Origin of the sequence: Enterobacter sp. Sphag1F (assembly GCF_014193275.1) — a bacterium.
Classification (GTDB): domain Bacteria; phylum Pseudomonadota; class Gammaproteobacteria; order Enterobacterales; family Enterobacteriaceae; genus Pantoea; species Pantoea symbiotica.
Genome location: NZ_JACHZD010000001.1, coordinates 1,147,511 through 1,165,145, shown reverse-complemented (window position 1 = coordinate 1,165,145; position 17,635 = coordinate 1,147,511). Strand labels below are relative to the sequence as shown.

Genomic DNA, 17,635 nt, shown 5'->3' with positions numbered 1-17,635 from the left:
TATGTCTTCTCAGGTATTCATCCTGGCATAGGCCGGGATGGAAAGATTTAAGAATAAACCAGGAATGAAAAAGGTCTAGTTTCGTTGGTTAAATCGACACCAGATAGCATTTTAGGTTGTTGCAGAGAGTGAAGGGAGCCACCTTAACGGTGGCCCCCGTAGCATTAATCTGCCAACTGCTGCGCAATCGCGCTATACATTAACGCCGCTTCAAGTGGCTGAGCATTCATCTTTGGTTCAGCTTCAGGCCAGGTTGACCATTGCACGATCACCAGGTTTTCAGCACGGTTCACCATAATCACCTGACCATAAATTCCCAGCGCCCACAGGGAATTTTTCAACGCTTTATCGGCGGTTGGAGCGACATGTTGCGCATTGGCGGCAACCGCGTTGTTCCACCATTGATAGCCATAGGTGCCGTCGGGATGAGCGGCGGATACCGAGTTGCGCGCCTGCGTCCAGTTGGATGCATCATCCAGCCAGTGATCGGGCAACATCTGCTGACCATTTGGCAAACGACCATCATTCATGATGAACAAGCCGAAGCGGCCCCAATCCTCCAGCGTGGCGTTAAAGCCATGTGCGCCCACGTCGTGCTGGCCTTTGGCATAGGCATGCCATACGCCATCGCTGGCCATGCCGTAAGGCTTCCAGATGGATTGCTCCAGCCAGGAGGCGATTGACATGCCGGTCGCTTTCTCCAGCACATCGCCGAGCAACCATGCACCGCCGGATGAGTACGACCAGAATTCTCCCGCCGGATGTGCGCGACGCAGCTGTTTGATGATATTGCGCACGCAATCGTAGGTGCCAGAGCGCGCTTCACACTGCGTCAGATGCGCAAAGTCAGAGTTGGGATTAGTGTAATCCTCGTTCCAGGCGACACCGGAAGTGTGCTGGATCAATTGTTTCAGCGTGACGCCATCCCAGGCGGTGCCTTTGAGATCTGGCTCGTATTCCGTCACCCGATCGTCAAGCGAATGGATTTTACCTTGCTTGATGGCGATACCTACCAGCGTGGAAACGACCGATTTGCCCACTGAGCGAGACGTCCATAATGTCTGGTCGGTATTGCCTGCGCCAAGATACTTATAGGCAATTTGACCCTTTTTCAGCACCAGCATGCCGCTGACATTTTCCCGTTTCAGGTAATCGGACAATGAATAGCGTTCGCCGTTAAAGGTGTAAGAAGCATCGGTCAGCGGCTTGCTGGCGGCTTTCAATAGCGTTGAATCGCCATGATGAAATACATCGCCCGCGTAGTTGCGGTAATCATTGCGGAATCCCACCACACGATCGGCCTGGCTCCAGCTCAGCATCTGATGCGGATCCGGCAGCTTTTTATCAAAAGGCTGCGGGCAAGATTGCAGCATTACGCCACCGCAATTCTTTGTTTCCGCCGCGAAGGAGTGCGAGGAGAAGGAAAGGGCGATCGCGCTTAGCGATGCGGCCATCAGGATGGCTTGTAAAAGACGTTTTTGCATTTTGTTCTCTGCGCGTGAGGAGTGAATAAGCAACAGTATATGAATGGTTAATCCCCTGATAAAATCACTCAATGGGGGAAAAACCCTCTAAATTATGGAGTCTGCTATGACCGCGTTGCGCTACTCTTTTTCGCAAATTGAAGCCTTTGCCACGATTGCTGAAACCGGCAGCGTCTCGAAAGCTGCCCTGTTGCTGGGGAAGGATCGCACCACGGTGCGTGACTTGCTGGATTATCTTGAAGATGCGTTGGGTTACACGCTTTTCTTACGGGAAGGGCGCAGGTTGCTGCTAACGGAGAAAGGTCAACAGCTGCATCGTCAGGCGCATCTTTTTCTGCGTCAGGCGCAGGCATTTGAATCCTATGCGCGCGCATTGCCTGCTGCCGTCAAGCAGGAACTGGTGCTGGTTTACGATCCTTTCGTTCCGCACGCTTTTCTTCACGCGGTGATTGAATACATGGCTGAGAAAAACATCCGTTTTAACGCATGGAGTGGTACGCGTGATGAGGCTGAAGCGGCGCTCAAAAGTGGGACGGCGCATGTTGCTATCTGCCAGGCGCAGCACCGTACGTTGGGAAATGAGATGGAATGGCAGGCGCTGGGCACCATCGAACTTAATTTTTTCGCCGCCCGCACGCTGTTTCGCGATCAGCCGCGGCCGGTGACGCTGCTCAATCTGTCACTGATTCCGCAGTTGGTGATGCATCCACACCACGATGAACAGATTAGCCGACGCCTGCAAATTTCTGGCAAATCCCTGTTCGTTAACGATCGCGCCATCCTGCAACATTTGCTGGAAAGTGGTGCGGGTTGGGGATTCCTGCCGATGCATTTTCAGGCTCAGCAGTGGCGCAATGTGCAACTATTGCCCACCGAAGTCGGCAATCAGGGATTGAATGTTACGCTGGTAACGTTATGGAATCCGGGGGGCAATAAACATGCGATAGCCGAGGCGTTTATTGCCAGCCTGCCCGAGCTGTGGAGCAGCATCTACTCTTCGTCGCGTTCTTTAGCGGCGCGCTGACGATCGTAGAACTCATCTTCTGCGGCGATGATCTCATCCATCAGCGAATTCATATCCACTTCATGCAACTCTTCGACAAAGAGACCGGTAAGCGGCGTTTCTGGCGTCAGCTTTCCGTCTTCATATAACTGCCAGATCTCTTTCGCATAGCGCGTTTGCAAAATCTGCGGAGCGTATTGCCCGTAATAGGCGGTGATGTTATTCACATCGCGCTCAAACATTGATTCCGCGTGGTTGTTTGCTGCGGCATCGACAGCTTGCGGCAAGTCGATAATGACCGGTCCGTTGGCATCCTGTAGCACGTTGAATTCCGACAGATCGCCATGAACAATACCGGCGCACAGCATGCGCACGATATTACGGATCATGGTATCGAAATCCTTTAAGGCGTTCTCTTCGGACAGGAACACATCGCTCAGGCGTGGCGCAACCAGGCCTTCTGCGTCTATGACCAGCTCCATCAACAATACGCCGTCGATGCAAATGTAGGGCTGTGGGACGCGCACGCCAGCATTCGCCAGGCGGAATAACGCATCAACTTCAGCGCTTTGCCAGGTCTCTTCTTGCTGCTTACGCCCGAATTTCGACCCTTTCTGCATCGCACGTGAATTGCGGCTGTTACGGACTTTACGTCCTTCCTGATAATGCACGGCCTGCTTAAAACTTCGTTGCGTGGCGTCCTTGTACACTTTGGCACATTGGATTTTGCCGCCCGTTAACACGGTATAAACGTCAGCTTCTTTGCCGCTTCTTAGTCTCTGTAGTACTTCATCTACCAAGCCATCATCGACGAGAGGCTGGAGTCGGTTTGGGATTTTCATGCGAGTCGCCTTGAAAGAGTCCAGATACAAAAAAGCCCGTAAGGCTTGCGCCATACGGGCTCTTAGGACTTCATCGAATGACTCTGGTAATCATCGATGGAGAATTTTGGTGGAGCTGGCGGGAGTTGAACCCGCGTCCGAAATTACTACACCGTCGGCACTACATGCTTAGTCAGTCTTTACATTCGCCGGCCAGCTGCGGACAGACACGCCACTGACAAACTAGCCTGATTAGATTTAGTGCTTCAACCCCAGGCAAGGCATCCACACGATCTCTTTTGGGTTTGACCTCTCTTGATCCCCGTCTTAAGAGCGGAAGCTAGGGAGAGAGGGCTTCAAAGCAGGTTATTAAGCTGCTAAAGCGTAGTTTTCGTCGTTTGCGACTATTTTTTTGCGGCTTTTTACGAGGCAAACCGCCCCTCGGCATGCTCCTAAGGCTTCACAATCCCGTCGAGTCCAGAATCAGCCCCAAGAAATTTCAATACTACAGACAAGTGGCGTCAAGATCCAGCGCTTAACGCTTTGAATTCTTCATAATACGTGCTTTATCCATCTTCCATTCGCGCTCTTTAACGTCGTCACGCTTGTCGTGCTCTTTCTTACCGCGCGCCACACCAATCTTCAGTTTGGCCCAGGCATTTTTCCAGTACATCGACAGTGCAACCACGGTAAAGCCTTCACGGTTAACGCGACCATACAGCGAATCGAGTTCGCGTTGTTTAAGCAGCAGCTTGCGGCTTCGCGTGGGATCACACACCACATGCGTTGAAGCAACCGCCAGCGGCTGGAAAGTGGAGCCGAACAGGTAAGCTTCACCATCGCGCAGCAGAATGTAGCTATCGCTGATGTTTGCCTTACCGGCACGCAGTGATTTGACTTCCCATCCTTGTAACGACATACCCGCCTCGAACTCTTCTTCAATGAAGTATTCATGACGTGCGCGTTTATTGAGGGCAATAGTGGCTGAACCGGGTTTGTTAACTTTTTTCTTTGTCATAGTGCGGCGTAGTCTACATCACTCAGTTTATGGGCGCATCCCCTGTCCTGCAGGGCGGTAAAAAACACTCCATTTTAGCACAGCAAGCAAAGCCGTGAATTTTTGTTTGGTGTCCGAAAATGGTATTATTCAATGGTTTTGTGATGAACAGGAACCATTATGGCCCAGATTAGTCGTTCAGCGCTGGTCCCTTATAGCGCTGAGCAGATGTACCGTCTTGTGAATGACGTGGATGCTTATCCTCAGTTTCTGCCGGGCTGCACCGGCAGTCGCGTGCTGGATAACAGCGGAGATCAAATGACCGCGGCCGTTGATGTCTCGAAAGCCGGCATCAGTAAAACTTTCACCACACGCAATACGCTGATCAGCAACCAAAGCATATTGATGCAGTTGGTTGATGGCCCGTTTCGTAAATTAACCGGCGGCTGGCACTTCACCTCATTGGGTGATGATGCCTGCAAAGTTGAGTTAAACCTCGATTTTGAGTTCACCAATATGCTGGTAGAAATGGCGTTCGGCCGCATCTTTAAAGAGCTGGCGAACAGCATGGTGCAGGCATTCAGTCAGCGCGCGAAAGAGGTTTATCGTGCCTGATATCAGTGTGGAAGTGGTTTACGCACTGCCGGATAAGCAGTATTTAAGAGCCGTCACGCTTAAGGAAGGCGCTACCGTTGAGCAAGCGATCAAGGCGTCGGGTTTGCTGTCACTGCGTAAAGATATTGACCTGAACTCGAACAAGGTCGGGATTTATAGCCGCCCGGTAAAACTGGCTGATGTCGTGCAGGATGGTGATCGCATTGAGATTTATCGTCCGCTGATTGCCGATCCGAAAGAGTTGCGGCGTCAGCGAGCAGAGCGTTCAGCTGAAAAGAAATAGTCAGAAGTAAAAACTAAAAAAGGCGCTTAAGCGCCTTTTTTATTGCCGTTCACTTAGCCTTCTTTGCCAGTGAGCTTCGGCTTATTGTCGATGTTGGTCAGCGTTCCGTTGCTGTCAAAGGTCAGCGTCAGCGTTTGCTGTTTCACACCTTCATGGCCTGGTTCCTGGCGGAACACGTAATACCAAACGTTGCTGCCAAACGGATCGCGCATCATCGGCGTACCGAGCGTGTAGGCAACCTGCTGCTGCGTCATGCCGTTATGAATCTTCGACACATCGTTGGCGACCAGGTAATTCCCCTGATTGATATCCGGACGATACACAACGCGCTCAAGGGTGGAACATCCAGCGGTCATCATCAACATTACTACTGCCGCGGCAGTCAGCGTTTTACAGCGCATCTATACATTCCTTTTCTGGGGCCAAACGCCTTTCAGCAGGCTATTTTTTTGCCATCAAATTCTGAACTCTGCCTGCGGCAGGCTTTATTACTCAGACGACATAACTGCCGATGATAATAAACCTTTTCGCTATTTGAAACCTCTACAGAGCAAGCATATGACCACCAGCCGGGAAAAAAGTGCGGTATCAGGCGGCTAAAAGTTCTTTAGCGTTGGCCAGCGTGTTGCGAGTCACCTCGCTGCCACCCAGCAAACGCGCCAACTCTTGCAGACGCGCGCGTTTATCCAGCGGCTGCATATGGGTTTCTGTCATCGCGCCATCGGTCTCTTTGCTGACGTAGAAGTGCTGATGACCGCAGCCAGCAACCTGCGGCAGGTGCGTAACACACATCACCTGGGTTGACTCGCCTAGCTGACGCAGCATTTGGCCTACCACTGCGGCGGTTGGGCCGCTGATACCGACATCAACTTCATCGAAGATCATCGCTGGCGTTTCCATTTTCTGTGCGGTGATCACCTGAATCGCCAGCGCAATACGCGACAGCTCACCGCCGGATGCCACTTTGCCCAGCGGCTGGAGCGGTTGACCTGGGTTAGTTGTGACGCGGAAATCAATGCGCGTTGCGCCATCTGCAGTGAGTTGATCGGCATTGAACTCCAGCACGATAGCGAACTGGCCGTGCGGCATCGCCAGCGTGCGCATGCTTTGGGTAATCAGCTGGCTCAACTCTTGAGCGGAGTGTTCACGCAGTTGATGCAGATTTTCAGCACTCACTAACGCGGCTTTGTGGTGCGCGACGACTTCAGATTGCAGGGTTTCCTGATCGCTTTCTTGCTGCGAAAGCAGTTCCGCTTCATCCAGCAACTGCTGATAAAGTACCGGCAAGGTTTCAGGTGAGACATGATGCTTGCGCGCCAGTGCGATCTGCCGTGACAGACGTTGCTCCAGCTCATGCAGGCGATTGGGATCGAGATCCAGACGTTCACAATAGTGACGCAATTCATCGCTGGCTTCACTGAGTTGAATTGCGGCTTCTTCCAATAGATTGAACACGCCGCTGACTTTATTATCCAGCGTCACTAATTCACCCAGCATGTGACGGGCGCTATACAGCAGGCTCTGCAGGTTGGTGTCATCACCATCGGCGAGAATTTGCAGCGCTTGCTGGCTGGTAGAAAGCAACTGGCCGCTGTTCGCCAGACGTTTGTACTCTTCATCAATCTGTTCAAATTCGCCCAGCTGCGGGGCAAATTCATTGAGTTCTTTCAATTGATATTGCAGCAGCTCGCGACGTGACTCACGCTCTTGCGAGAGCTGCTGATGCTGCGCTAGTGCGCGGCAACTCTGATGCCAGCGCTGATAGTGCTGGCGCATTTCAGACAGCAAATCATCGTGGGCTGCATAAGCATCCAGTAGATGTTTTTGGTGATCGGATTTGAGCAACAGCTGATGCGCATGCTGGCCGTGAATCTGAATCAACAATTGACCCAGTTCACGCAGCTGCGACAGCGGCACCGACGTGCCGTTGATAAAGCCACGCGAACGACCATCCGCGCTAATCACACGACGCAGCAGACACTCATTGCCTTCATCCAGTTGATTCTCCACCAGCCAGCGCTGTGCGGAAGGCGAGGCTTTAAGTTGGAAGCGGGCGCAGATATCCGCGCGACTGGCACCCTGACGCACCATATCTGCTTCAGCGCGTCCGCCCAAACACAGGCCCAGCGCATCGATGGCGATAGATTTACCTGCGCCGGTTTCACCCGTGATCGCCGTCATACCACGATGAAAGTCGATCTCCAGTTCACGAACGATAGCAAAGTTACTGATGGTCAGTTGTGCCAGCATAGAATCACCTGTATGTAAAAACAGATATGGTTTTACATACAGTATATCCTGGTATTTTATACAGTAAAGTAGTCAGTGCTGATTTTCAGAACAATTTTTTAGACCAACCCAACTTTGAACTTAAGGTATTGAAATAGTTGTAATTTTTAGGGTGGATGAGATTGAGGTGATTGGCACTGCGGCGAATCAGGACGTCTTCACCTTCCTGAATCGGCAAGGCAATCTGGCTGTCACAGCTGATCTCCAGATCGCTGCGCAGGGAAGAAAAACGCAGGCGGATGGTGCTGCTGCTGTTGATCACCAGCGGACGCGCTGAGAGCGTATGCGGGAACATCGGCACCAGCGTAATGGCATCCAGTGACGGCGTCAGAATGGGGCCGCCAGCCGAGAGCGAATAGGCGGTGGAGCCGGTTGGCGTAGAGATGATCAAGCCATCGGAGCGCTGCGAAAAGGCAAATACCTCATCAATATAGACTTCGAATTCAATCATGTGCGCGACTTTGCCGGGATGCAGCACTACTTCATTAATGGCGCTACCAATACGCGGCGAGCAATCTTCTTTGCACACCTGCGCCTCCAGCAGGAAGCGGCTTTCGACGAAGTAATCGCCCTGCAGCACATCGTCCAGCTGCTGCTGCGCGTTGTCCGGATCGAGATCGGTAAGAAAACCGAGGTTGCCACGGTTAATGCCAATGACTTTGATGTCATAGCGCGCTAGCACGCGGGCAGCACCAAGCATGTTGCCATCGCCACCTACTACAACCGCTAAATCAGCGCGTTGACCAATATCCGCAAGGCTGCCGGTTTCGGCATTTTTCAAATCCAGTTCGCGCGCAATCTGCTGCTCGACAATCACCTCATAACCCTTTGCCGTTAGCCAGCGCCAGAGCATTTCATGGGTGGTTAACGCAGTAGGATGGCGCGGATGGCCGACAATCCCGATGCAGTTAAAGTGTTTGTTCATTTAGCGCGAGTTCCTTATAAGCCAAAACGGCCAGGCAATGTGATGGGTTTACTTGAAACCGTCAAACTGATCCCCATAATAAGCCAACCAGCGAGATGAATGTGCAAAACGCGGAGAAATTCATGAGTAGTAAAGAACAGAACACCCCAAACGAGCAAGTCTCAGACGAAATTCAACTGGATCAGCAGCACGTGGACGCAGAGACAACCGCTGAGGTGGATCCGCGTGATGAGCGTATCGCGCAACTGGAAGCCGAGTTAGCCGTGTCGCAAACCGGCGTGCGTGATGCACAGCTGCGTGCGCAGGCGGAAATCGAGAATATCCGTCGTCGTACTGAAATGGATGTGGAAAAGGCGCATAAATTTGCGCTGGAAAAATTTGCCAACGAGCTGCTGCCAGTGATCGATAGCCTGGAGCGCGCGCTGGAAGTCGCAAACAAAGATAACGCTGAGCTGGCTTCGATGATTGAAGGTATCGAGCTGACGCTGAAGTCGCTGTTGGGCGCGGTGCGTAAGTTTGGCGTGGAAGTGGTTGGCGAAACCAATGTGCCATTCAATCCAGAGATCCATCAGGCGATGTCGATGATGGAATCAGAAGAGATGGCGCCAAATCACGTGCTGATGGTGATGCAGCGCGGTTACACCCTCAACGGTCGCCTGCTGCGTCCGGCGATGGTGGCAGTGACCAAAGCCAAAGGCTAATTCATCGCTATCATAACAACGGCCGCTTAATGCGGCCGTTTGTTTTTTCAAGGCAGCACCGGCATCCAATCGATCGGTGACTGGCCTGATTGGTTCAGCAGCGCATTCGCCTGCGAGAAGTGTTTGCTGCCAAAAAAGCCGCGATGCGCGGAGAGCGGGGAAGGATGAGGCGCTTTCAGCACATGATGACGTTGCGTATCAATGATGCTGCCTTTCTTCTGCGCGTGCGATCCCCACAGCAAGAAAATCACCCCTTCGCGATGCTGGTTGATGGCGCTGATAACATTATCGGTAAAGGTTTCCCAGCCAAAGCGCGCGTGCGAATGCGCCTTACTGGCTTCCACCGTTAACACGGTGTTCAACAGCATCACGCCTTGCGTTGCCCAGCTTTCAAGAAAACCGTGCGTAGGGCGCACAAAGCCGGGCATATCCTGCTCCAGCTCTTTGTACATATTCAGTAATGACGGTGGAATCGCCACGCCGGGCAGCACAGAAAAGGCCAGACCATGTGCCTGATTCGGGCCGTGATAAGGATCCTGACCCAAAATCACCACTTTGATATCGCCCAGTTCGGTCAGCCGAAAGGCATTAAACACATCCTTCTGCGGCGGATACACCGTTACGCCGGCAGCGCGTTCATTGGCCACCGCTTTCAGCGTTTCCACGAAGTAAGGTTTCTCTTTCTCTTCAGCCAGCACGTCGTGCCAGGTCAGCTTCTCAGCCATCATTGACTCCCTGCAAAATAGTGCGCCTAGCTTAACGTGTCGAACTCAACAGCAGAAGGGTAAAAATAATTTGAATATTTACGTAAATTTTTAATTGTCGAAGTTGTTATGAATCAAGTTGTTAGGTTTTCAGCTTGCAATAGTGACTGGACGAAATTGATACAAGTCAAAACGGCGGGTTTCATGCAGTGATATACCACATCATTCCATAACCTCATGAACCTCGCTGTCCGGTTGCGACAGCGTAAAGCCCTGGAGACCTACTATGATTACCGGCATTCAAATTACTCAGGCAAATAATCCACAGCTGTTGAACTCATTCTGGCTGCTGGACGATGATAAAGCCGAAGCGCGCTGCCTGTGCGCCAAAGGGGATTTCGCGGAAGATCAGGTTGTTGCTATCAGCGACCTCGGCGAAATCGCTTACCGTGAAATTCCACTTGAGCAGAAGCCGCAAGTGCGCATCGAAGGTGGTCAGCATCTGAACGTTAACGTGCTGCGCCGCGAAACGCTGGAAGATGCCGTCAATCATCCGGAAAAATATCCGCAGTTGACCATTCGCGTATCTGGCTATGCCGTGCGCTTTAACGCGCTGACGCCAGAGCAGCAGCGTGACGTGATTACACGTACATTCACCGAAAGCCTGTAATTGCAGCGCTGACGAAAAGACACACAGCAATACAAGCCGCGCCAATGTTGATTGGCGCGGCTTTTTTTATATGGCTTGATGACAAAGAAAGGCTTCTTGAGGCCGTTTGATAGCGAAAGCGCTCTTTCGCTACGCTTAAAACAAAAAATCGCCTCAAAAGAGGCGATTAATTACAGCGAGTGCTGTTTTATTCCGCACCAGACTCTGGTGCATCGCTACCGCTTGGCTTGCGGCGTTTACCCACATTTTTGGTATCGCGATGGCGTTGTTTGACGCGCGGTTTCTCTTGTTCTTTTTCTTTACGCTCTTGACGCTTCGCAAGGGCTTTTTTCGACGGTTTCCCCGTCACTTTGGCACTTGGCGCACGGCTTTCTGGACGCAGCTCATCAATCACACGCGCTTTCAACGGCTCGTTGATGTAACGGGTGATTTTGCCCAGCAGCACGTGGTCATGAGCTTCGACCAGCGAGATTGCGGTACCTTTACGGCCCGCACGCGCGGTACGGCCGATGCGGTGCAAATAGGTATCAGCGGTGCGCGGCAAATCGTAGTTAATGACGTGTGAGATATCGTCAATGTCGATACCGCGCGCAGCAACGTCGGTGGCAATCATCACCGTAACGCGGCCATCATTCATACGTTTGATCGCTTCGTTACGATTGACCTGCACCATTTCTCCTTCGAGATAGCTGGTGCGAATACCGGCTTCATGAAGCCAGGTGACCAGCTCATGTAGGCGCTCACGTTTACGCACAAATACGATGACGCGCGTGGCGTCTGGCTGTTTCAACAGGTGAATCAGCAGCTTGTTTTTATGCTGCAGATCGTCGGCGCGGTAATACCATTGCTGAATCTTTTTACGTTCGCTTTTGCTTGGGTCGGCTTCAATAAACACCGGCTCGTTGAGCAAGCGCTCGGCGAAGTCTTTAATGTGATCGCCTTCCAGCGTCGCTGAGAACAGCAGCGTCTGTTTGCGCCAGCGGGTTTCTGCGGCGATGGTTTCGATGTCCTGCGCAAAGCCCATATCGAGCATGCGGTCAGCTTCATCAAGAATCAGCGTTTCTACTGCGCGGCAGTCAAAGTTCTCTTCTTTGATGTACTGCAGCAAACGGCCAGTAGTCGCGACAACAATGTCCTGGTTTTCGCTGAACACTTCGGCATGGTTCATATACGCCACACCACCGGTGATGGTGGCGATATCCAGATGCGTGTGTTTAGCCAGTTCGCGCGCGTGATCGGCAACCTGCATCGCCAGTTCGCGCGTTGGGGTGATGATCAGAATGCGTGGTGGGCCTGATTTCTTGCGCGGGAAATCGAGCAAATGCTGTAAAGCGGGCAGCAAAAACGCTGCAGTTTTCCCCGTCCCGGTTGGAGCCGAACCCAGAACGTCACGGCCTTCCAGCGCGGCAGGAATGGTCTCGGCCTGAATAACAGTAGGGCGAGTAAAGCCTTTTTCCTGCAAAGCTTGTAGCAGGCTTTCGTCGAGTTCGAGTTCGGAGAATGTGGTTACGGTCATGGTCTACCTCAGTTTGGGGCGCTGATTATAGACAGAACGAATATAATCTTCATCTGTTTGTGTAGGTATTACAGGCGCAGGTGAATTCCCATCGCCACCACGTTACACTTCCGGCAGTAAAAAATTCAATGGTAGTGAAGTATGTCTCAGGACCAGCCGCAGGTGCGGCCGACGTTAAGAAAAGATGGTTTTACCTTTAAGCAATTTTTCGTGGCGCACGATCGCTGTGCGATGAAAGTCGGCACCGATGGCGTGTTAATCGGGGCCTGGGCGCCAGTAGCAGGCGCGCGTCGCATCCTCGATATTGGCTGCGGCAGCGGGTTGATAGCGCTGATGCTGGCGCAACGCACGCCCGATTCGGTAGAGATTGATGCCGTCGAACTGGAAGCCAGCGCGGCGCAGCAGGCGCAGGAAAATATGCAGGCCTCGCCGTGGGCAGATCGCATTCATGTGCATCATCAGGATATTGTCAGCTGGAGTGAACAGTGTGAAAAACGCTTTTCACTCATCGTCAGCAACCCGCCGTTTTTTGCGCCCGGCATGGCAACAGGCTGTGTCGCGCGTGATACCGCACGCAGCACCGCCACGCTCGACCATCTTACGCTGCTGCGCTGTGCCGCCCAGTTGATTGAAGAAGAAGGGCTATTTTGCGTGGTGCTGCCGGCTGAAGCAGGCGAAGCATTGATTTCACTGGCGCTGGCGGATGGCTGGCATTTGCGTTATCGCTACGATGTCGCCGCCTATGCGCAGCGCCCGCCGAATCGCGTGGTGTTGGGCTTTTCTCCCTCCGCCGGCGAAACGTTGCTGGAACGTCTCGCCATTCGTGATGAAGATAAAAGCTATTCAGCCGACTGGCTCAGCCTGGTGAAAGACTTTTACCTGTTTCGCTAACTTCGGGCTGCAGGATGGTCGGTAACGCCTCATCCAGCAAATCGGGATTGTCGAGGGTAAAGTGCAGCCCTCGACTCTCCTTTCTCTCTAGCGCACAGCGCACCATCAGTTCGGCGACCTGCACCAGATTGCGTAGCTCGAGCAAATTGTTAGAGAGGCGGAAGTGCGCGTAGTACTCATCAATTTCCTGTTGCAGCAAATTAATGCGCCGCAGTGCGCGCTCCAGACGCTTAGTGGTGCGCACAATGCCCACGTAATCCCACATGAATAGCCGCAGTTCATGCCAGTTATGCTGGATCACTACGCGTTCATCGGCATCATCAACGCGGCTTTCGTCCCACGGGGGCAGATGTTCTACCGCCGCGACGTCCGGCAAGCGGGCGATCATATCTTCAGCCGCTGACCAACCATAAACCAGGCACTCCAGCAAAGAGTTGGATGCCATACGGTTTGCGCCATGTAAGCCGGTGTAGCTCACTTCGCCTATCGCATAAAGCCCATCTACGTCAGTGCGGCCTTGCTGGTCGACCATCACGCCGCCGCAGGTGTAATGCGCGGCTGGCACAATCGGAATTGGCTGTTTGGTGAGATCGAGGCCAAAGGTCAGCAGCTTTTCGTAAATCATTGGGAAGTGCGCGCGCACAAAGCTTTCAGGCTGGTGGCTAATGTCGAGATACATACAATCGACGCCCAGCCGTTTCATCTCATGGTCAATGGCGCGCGCCACAATATCGCGCGGCGCCAGCTCGGCACGCTGATCAAAATCAGGCATAAAGCGCGTGCCGTCGGGACGTAACAGCCAGGCGCCTTCACCGCGCAGTGCTTCAGTCAGCAGGAAGTTTTGCGCCTGCGGATGGAATAAACAGGTGGGATGGAATTGATTGAATTCCAGATTTGCCACGCGGCAACCGGCGCGCCATGCCATCGCAATGCCATCGCCAGACGCTACGTCCGGATTGGTGGTGTACTGATAGACTTTCGCTGCGCCGCCGGTAGCTAACACCACGGCGCGCGCGCGACAGGTTTCCACCTGTTCACGCTTGCGGTTCCAGATCCACGCGCCAACCACGCGACGCTTGCCTGGCAGGCCAAGCTTATCGGAGAGAATCAAATCCACCGCATTGGTGCGCTCTATAATGCGGATGTTGGGATGGCTCAACGCCTGGCTTACCAGCGTGGTTTCTACCGCGCGTCCGGTAGCATCGGCGCTGTGTAGAATGCGGCGATGACTGTGTCCGCCTTCGCGCGTGAGGTGATAACGCGCTTCGCCATCAGCCTGCGGCTCTTTATCGAAGGCGACGCCGTTATCAATCAGCCACTGTACGCAGTGACGCGCGTTGCTGGCGATAAAGCTAACCGTATCGCGATCGCACAAGCCTGAGCCAGCAACCAGCGTGTCTTCAACGTGTGATTCGATGCTGTCTGTTTCGTCAAACACCGCCGCAATCCCGCCCTGCGCATACAGCGTTGAGCCCTCATTCACCTGCGCTTTACTCAGCACGGTAACCTGATAATGCGGCGCTAAGCGCAGCGCTAACGATAAACCTGCCGCACCGCTGCCGACGATGAGGACATCACACTGATATTCCGGGAGAGAAGTCATGGTGTTTAATTTACTAAACAAAAGGTGGCTTGAGCATAAGCCGGGATAGGGATGCTGTGAAGTATTTTGAACAAATTGCGCGGAAAAATTATTCAGCAGAGGGAGATAATAACGTGAATTCAGTAAGTTAACTCTGAAATTAAGCACAATGTGTTTTTTATATCAAACACTCTGAAAATTCAGGTAATAAAGGTGAAAATGACGGCGTCATAAGGTACTCTGCCAGCGATTATCGGTGCCGCAAAAGACACCACCAGCGTGGCAAGTCGCTACACTGAAAGACAATCAACAACAATGATGTCGTGGTTCCGATACGGAAAAATTCTGGTCGTAGTGAACTTCAGACCATTAGGTCACTCTAAGCGCATGCTTGCTCAGAACAATGAGATGTGCTGGCAGTTCACTTACGCATAAAAAAGTTTTGGGGAGATATTACCTCGGATGAGCGAGCAGTTAACGGATCAGGTTCTCGTTGAGCGGGTTCAGAAGGGAGATCAAAAGTCCTTTAATTTACTGGTGATTCGATACCAGCATAAAGTGGCGAGCCTGGTTTCACGCTATGTTCCGTCAGGCGATGTGCCTGATGTGGTTCAGGAATCTTTTATTAAAGCGTATCGCGCACTGGAATCATTCCGTGGCGACAGCGCCTTTTATACATGGCTGTACCGCATCGCGGTCAATACAGCGAAAAATTATCTGGTTGCTCAGGGGCGACGTCCGCCATCCAGTGATGTGGATGCAATTGATGCGGAAAATTTCGAAAGTGCAGGTGCACTGAAAGAAATTTCGAACCCTGAGAACTTAATGTTGTCTGAGGAACTGAAACAAATCGTCTTTCGTACCATTGAGGCGCTTCCCGAAGATCTTCGTATGGCCATTACCCTCAGGGAATTGGATGGCCTGAGTTACGAAGAGATTGCCGTCATCATGGATTGTCCGGTCGGTACCGTACGTTCGCGTATCTTCCGTGCACGAGAGGCTATTGATAATAAAGTTCAACCGCTTATCCAACGTCAGTGATAACGGCTACTGGAAGGGTACCAAGGCATGCAGAAAGAAAAACTTTCCGCTTTAATGGATGGTGAAACTTTAGATAACGAGCTGTTGGCGTCGTTATCTAAGGATGCGGATCTTCAGCAAAGCTGGGAAAGCTACCATCTCATCCGCGACACCTTACGAGGTGATATCGGAGAAGTGCTGCATTTTGATATCTCAGCACGTGTGGCTGCGGCCATCGAAAACGAGCCGGCACGCAAAGTCACTCCGCTGATCCCTGAAGCGCAGCCTGAGCCGTCACGTTACGAAAAGATGCCGTTCTGGCGTCGCGGTGGCAGTTGGGCGGCACAGCTGACGCAAGTCGGTGTTGCTGCTTGTGTTTCACTGGCGGTGATTGTCGGTGTTCAGCACTACAACAGTTCACCAACCGGCAGCGCGACTGAAGCGTCCGATTCACCGGCATTCAACACCTTGCCGATGATGGGTAAAGCGTCGCCGGTCAGCTTGGGCGTGCCTTCTGAAGCCTTTGACACTAACAGCTCTAATCAGCAGGTGCAGGAACAGCGTCGTCGCGTCAATGCCATGCTGCAGGATTATGAACTGCAACGTCGTCTGCATGCCGATCAGGTTCAGTTTGAGAAAAACGATCCGCAACAGGCTCAGGCTAATGTTCCCGGAAATCAGTCGTTAGGAACTCAGCAGCAGTAATGAAGCAGCTTTGGTGTGCCGTTAGCCTGCTGGCAGGCAGCCTGTTTTGCTCATCTATCGCCTCGGCGCAGACCTCTGCGTCCGGGGCGTTGTTACAACAGATGGAGCAGGCAAGCCAGAACCTCAACTACGAATTTGCCTACATCAATGTCTCGCGTCTCGGCATTGAATCTCTGCGTTATCGTCACGCGGTTATCGACAATCGTATCTTCGCCCAACTGTTGCAGATGGACGGGCCGCGCCGTGAAGTGATCCAGCGCGGAAACGACATCAGCTATTTCGAGCCGGGATTAGATCCCTTTTCGCTGCCGGGCAATCACATCATCGATGCGTTACCTGGTTTGATGTTCGCCGACTTCTCCCGTTTGGGTGAAGCCTACGATTTCATTCCGGTTGGCCGCTCGCGCATGGCCGATCAAATGTGCGAAGTGGTGCGCATCGTGTCACGTGATGGCACGCGCTACAGCTATGTGGTGTGGCTGGATGTGGATACCAAATTGCCGCTGCGCATCGATCTGCTCGATCGCGACGGTGAAACGCTGGAGCAGTTCCGCGTCATCAGCTTTGCCGTCGATGAAGGCGTGCGCAACTTGATGCAAGGGCTGGAGAAAGCCAACTTGCCGCCATCGCTGTCTTTGCCGGCGGGTGACAAAGTTGAACTCAGCTGGCAGCCAGGCTGGCTTCCGGCGGGCATGAAACTGATCTCACAAAGTCGCCGTGATATCCCATCGATGAACAAAACGGTCGAATCGCGCCTGTACAGCGATGGCCTGTTTAGCTTCGCCATCAACGTTACGCCAGCCGATAAAAGCAGCAGCGTGCAGGCATTGCGCACTGGGCGTCGTACGGTGCAGACAGAAGTGCGCAATAATAACGAAATCACGGTGGTGGGCGAGTTACCGCCAGCCACGGCTAAACGTATTGCGGACAGCATAGATTCGGGTTCACCAAAATGATGAGAGAATGGGCCACCGTGGTGGCGTGGAAAGAAGGCATTGCCACACTGCACACGGAAGCGAAAACGTCTTGTAACAGCTGCTCAGCGCGTAAAGGCTGCGGCAGCCACGCGCTTAATCAGCTGGGGCCGAAAAATGCCCACGTGATGACTATCGCCAGCGCGGAGCCGTTGCAACCCGGCCAGCGCATTGAGTTAGGCATCCGCGAAAGCAGCTTGTTGGGTTCCGCTTTGCTGGTTTACATGACGCCGCTGTTTGGCCTGTTTTTAGTGGCGGGCATCTTCCAGATGCTGTTCGCCAGCGATCTGGCTGCGGCCTGTGGCGCGTTGTTAGGCGGCATTGGCGGCTTTATCGTCGCGAAAGGTGTATCCAAACTCTTCGGCGATCGCGAGGCTTTCCAGCCGGTGATTCTTAGCGTTGCGTTACCGCCTGATGCGTTGCGCGTGGAAAGCGAAGCGTGATCCCCGTCCAGG

19 protein-coding genes and 1 other RNA gene are annotated in these 17,635 nt (G+C 52.8%); 10 read left to right on the top strand and 10 right to left on the bottom strand.

The features are described 5' to 3' along the window. Window positions 1-164 precede the first annotated feature (164 nt). Window positions 165-1,484, bottom strand: a complete 1,320-nt coding sequence (locus FHW71_RS05315; protein WP_179449827.1) for a serine hydrolase — start codon at window positions 1,482-1,484, stop codon at window positions 165-167. A 106-nt stretch (window positions 1,485-1,590) separates the two neighbouring features. Here FHW71_RS05315 and FHW71_RS05310 point away from each other — a divergent pair, with 106 nt between their 5' ends. After that, window positions 1,591-2,508 carry a LysR family transcriptional regulator gene (locus FHW71_RS05310; protein WP_179449829.1) on the top strand — a complete coding sequence of 306 codons (918 nt, stop codon included), beginning with the start codon at window positions 1,591-1,593 and terminating at the stop codon, window positions 2,506-2,508. Here the strand turns inward: FHW71_RS05310 and FHW71_RS05305 are convergent. From FHW71_RS05305 to smpB, 3 genes are all read right to left on the bottom strand, one after another. After that, complete coding sequence (locus FHW71_RS05305; RefSeq protein ID WP_179449831.1) at window positions 2,475-3,329, bottom strand: PA4780 family RIO1-like protein kinase; 855 nt, start codon at window positions 3,327-3,329, stop codon at window positions 2,475-2,477. The two genes, FHW71_RS05310 and FHW71_RS05305, sit on opposite strands and share 34 nt — an antisense overlap. A 107-nt stretch (window positions 3,330-3,436) precedes the next feature. Beyond that, window positions 3,437-3,799, bottom strand: a transfer-messenger RNA (tmRNA) gene (ssrA, locus tag FHW71_RS05300). A gap of 44 nt (window positions 3,800-3,843) precedes the next feature. Then, window positions 3,844-4,326, bottom strand: a complete 483-nt coding sequence (gene smpB, locus FHW71_RS05295) for an SsrA-binding protein SmpB (RefSeq protein ID WP_007886141.1) — start codon at window positions 4,324-4,326, stop codon at window positions 3,844-3,846. A 159-nt stretch (window positions 4,327-4,485) separates the two neighbouring features. Between smpB and FHW71_RS05290 the strand changes: the two genes are divergently transcribed. Beyond that, window positions 4,486-4,920, top strand: a complete 435-nt coding sequence (locus FHW71_RS05290; RefSeq protein WP_008101549.1) for a type II toxin-antitoxin system RatA family toxin — start codon at window positions 4,486-4,488, stop codon at window positions 4,918-4,920. Then, a complete protein-coding gene (locus tag FHW71_RS05285) occupies window positions 4,913-5,203 on the top strand; it encodes an RnfH family protein (RefSeq protein WP_179449834.1) in 291 nt (96 codons plus the stop codon). Before FHW71_RS05290 ends, FHW71_RS05285 begins: the two co-directional genes overlap by 8 nt. A gap of 53 nt (window positions 5,204-5,256) precedes the next feature. On the opposite strand, the gene bamE is transcribed toward FHW71_RS05285, so the two are convergent. The 3 genes from bamE to nadK form a co-directional block, all read right to left on the bottom strand. Then, the gene (gene bamE / locus FHW71_RS05280) at window positions 5,257-5,604 is read right to left on the bottom strand and encodes an outer membrane protein assembly factor BamE (protein WP_064739594.1); all 348 of its coding nucleotides are present in this window, start codon (window positions 5,602-5,604) and stop codon (window positions 5,257-5,259) included. 187 nt (window positions 5,605-5,791) lie between these two features. After that, complete coding sequence (gene recN, locus FHW71_RS05275) at window positions 5,792-7,453, bottom strand: DNA repair protein RecN (protein ID WP_154155625.1); 1,662 nt, start codon at window positions 7,451-7,453, stop codon at window positions 5,792-5,794. A gap of 85 nt (window positions 7,454-7,538) precedes the next feature. After that, window positions 7,539-8,417, bottom strand: a complete 879-nt coding sequence (gene nadK, locus FHW71_RS05270; RefSeq protein ID WP_008101540.1) for an NAD(+) kinase — start codon at window positions 8,415-8,417, stop codon at window positions 7,539-7,541. Between the two features lie 122 nt (window positions 8,418-8,539). On the opposite strand from nadK, the gene grpE reads away from it, so the two are divergent. After that, window positions 8,540-9,118, top strand: a complete 579-nt coding sequence (grpE, locus tag FHW71_RS05265) for a nucleotide exchange factor GrpE (RefSeq protein ID WP_179449836.1) — start codon at window positions 8,540-8,542, stop codon at window positions 9,116-9,118. Between the two features lie 47 nt (window positions 9,119-9,165). Here grpE and ung read toward each other — a convergent pair whose 3' ends face one another. Beyond that, window positions 9,166-9,843: a uracil-DNA glycosylase gene (ung, locus tag FHW71_RS05260; protein ID WP_179449838.1), complete on the bottom strand. Its 678-nt coding sequence runs from the start codon at window positions 9,841-9,843 to the stop codon at window positions 9,166-9,168. Between the two features lie 265 nt (window positions 9,844-10,108). Here ung and grcA point away from each other — a divergent pair, with 265 nt between their 5' ends. Then, complete coding sequence (gene grcA, locus FHW71_RS05255; RefSeq protein WP_008101535.1) at window positions 10,109-10,492, top strand: autonomous glycyl radical cofactor GrcA; 384 nt, start codon at window positions 10,109-10,111, stop codon at window positions 10,490-10,492. Window positions 10,493-10,679: 187 nt separating this feature from the next. Here the strand turns inward: grcA and srmB are convergent, their stop codons facing one another. Continuing rightward, window positions 10,680-12,008 (bottom strand): ATP-dependent RNA helicase SrmB, encoded by a 1,329-nt coding sequence (srmB, locus tag FHW71_RS05250; RefSeq protein ID WP_008101533.1) that lies wholly within the window; start codon window positions 12,006-12,008, stop codon window positions 10,680-10,682. Window positions 12,009-12,149: 141 nt separating this feature from the next. Here srmB and FHW71_RS05245 point away from each other — a divergent pair, with 141 nt between their 5' ends. Beyond that, window positions 12,150-12,899, top strand: coding sequence for a tRNA1(Val) (adenine(37)-N6)-methyltransferase (locus FHW71_RS05245; protein WP_179449840.1), 750 nt, complete (start codon window positions 12,150-12,152; stop codon window positions 12,897-12,899). On the opposite strand, the gene nadB is transcribed toward FHW71_RS05245, so the two are convergent. Next, a complete protein-coding gene (nadB, locus tag FHW71_RS05240) occupies window positions 12,865-14,502 on the bottom strand; it encodes an L-aspartate oxidase (RefSeq protein ID WP_179449842.1) in 1,638 nt (545 codons plus the stop codon). The two genes, FHW71_RS05245 and nadB, sit on opposite strands and share 35 nt — an antisense overlap. Window positions 14,503-14,943: 441 nt before the next feature. Between nadB and rpoE the strand changes: the two genes are divergently transcribed. The 4 genes from rpoE to rseC are packed head-to-tail and all read left to right on the top strand — an operon-like array spanning window position 14,944 to window position 17,623. Further along, the gene (gene rpoE / locus FHW71_RS05235) at window positions 14,944-15,522 is read left to right on the top strand and encodes an RNA polymerase sigma factor RpoE (protein WP_007886161.1); all 579 of its coding nucleotides are present in this window, start codon (window positions 14,944-14,946) and stop codon (window positions 15,520-15,522) included. Between the two features lie 27 nt (window positions 15,523-15,549). Beyond that, complete coding sequence (rseA, locus tag FHW71_RS05230; protein WP_008101525.1) at window positions 15,550-16,206, top strand: anti-sigma-E factor RseA; 657 nt, start codon at window positions 15,550-15,552, stop codon at window positions 16,204-16,206. After that, a complete protein-coding gene (gene rseB, locus FHW71_RS05225) occupies window positions 16,206-17,162 on the top strand; it encodes a sigma-E factor regulatory protein RseB (protein WP_008101523.1) in 957 nt (318 codons plus the stop codon). The genes rseA and rseB overlap by 1 nt, the downstream gene beginning before the upstream one ends. After that, window positions 17,159-17,623, top strand: a complete 465-nt coding sequence (gene rseC / locus FHW71_RS05220; RefSeq protein ID WP_008101521.1) for a SoxR-reducing system protein RseC — start codon at window positions 17,159-17,161, stop codon at window positions 17,621-17,623. Before rseB ends, rseC begins: the two co-directional genes overlap by 4 nt. The last annotated feature ends 12 nt before the right edge of the window (window positions 17,624-17,635 follow it).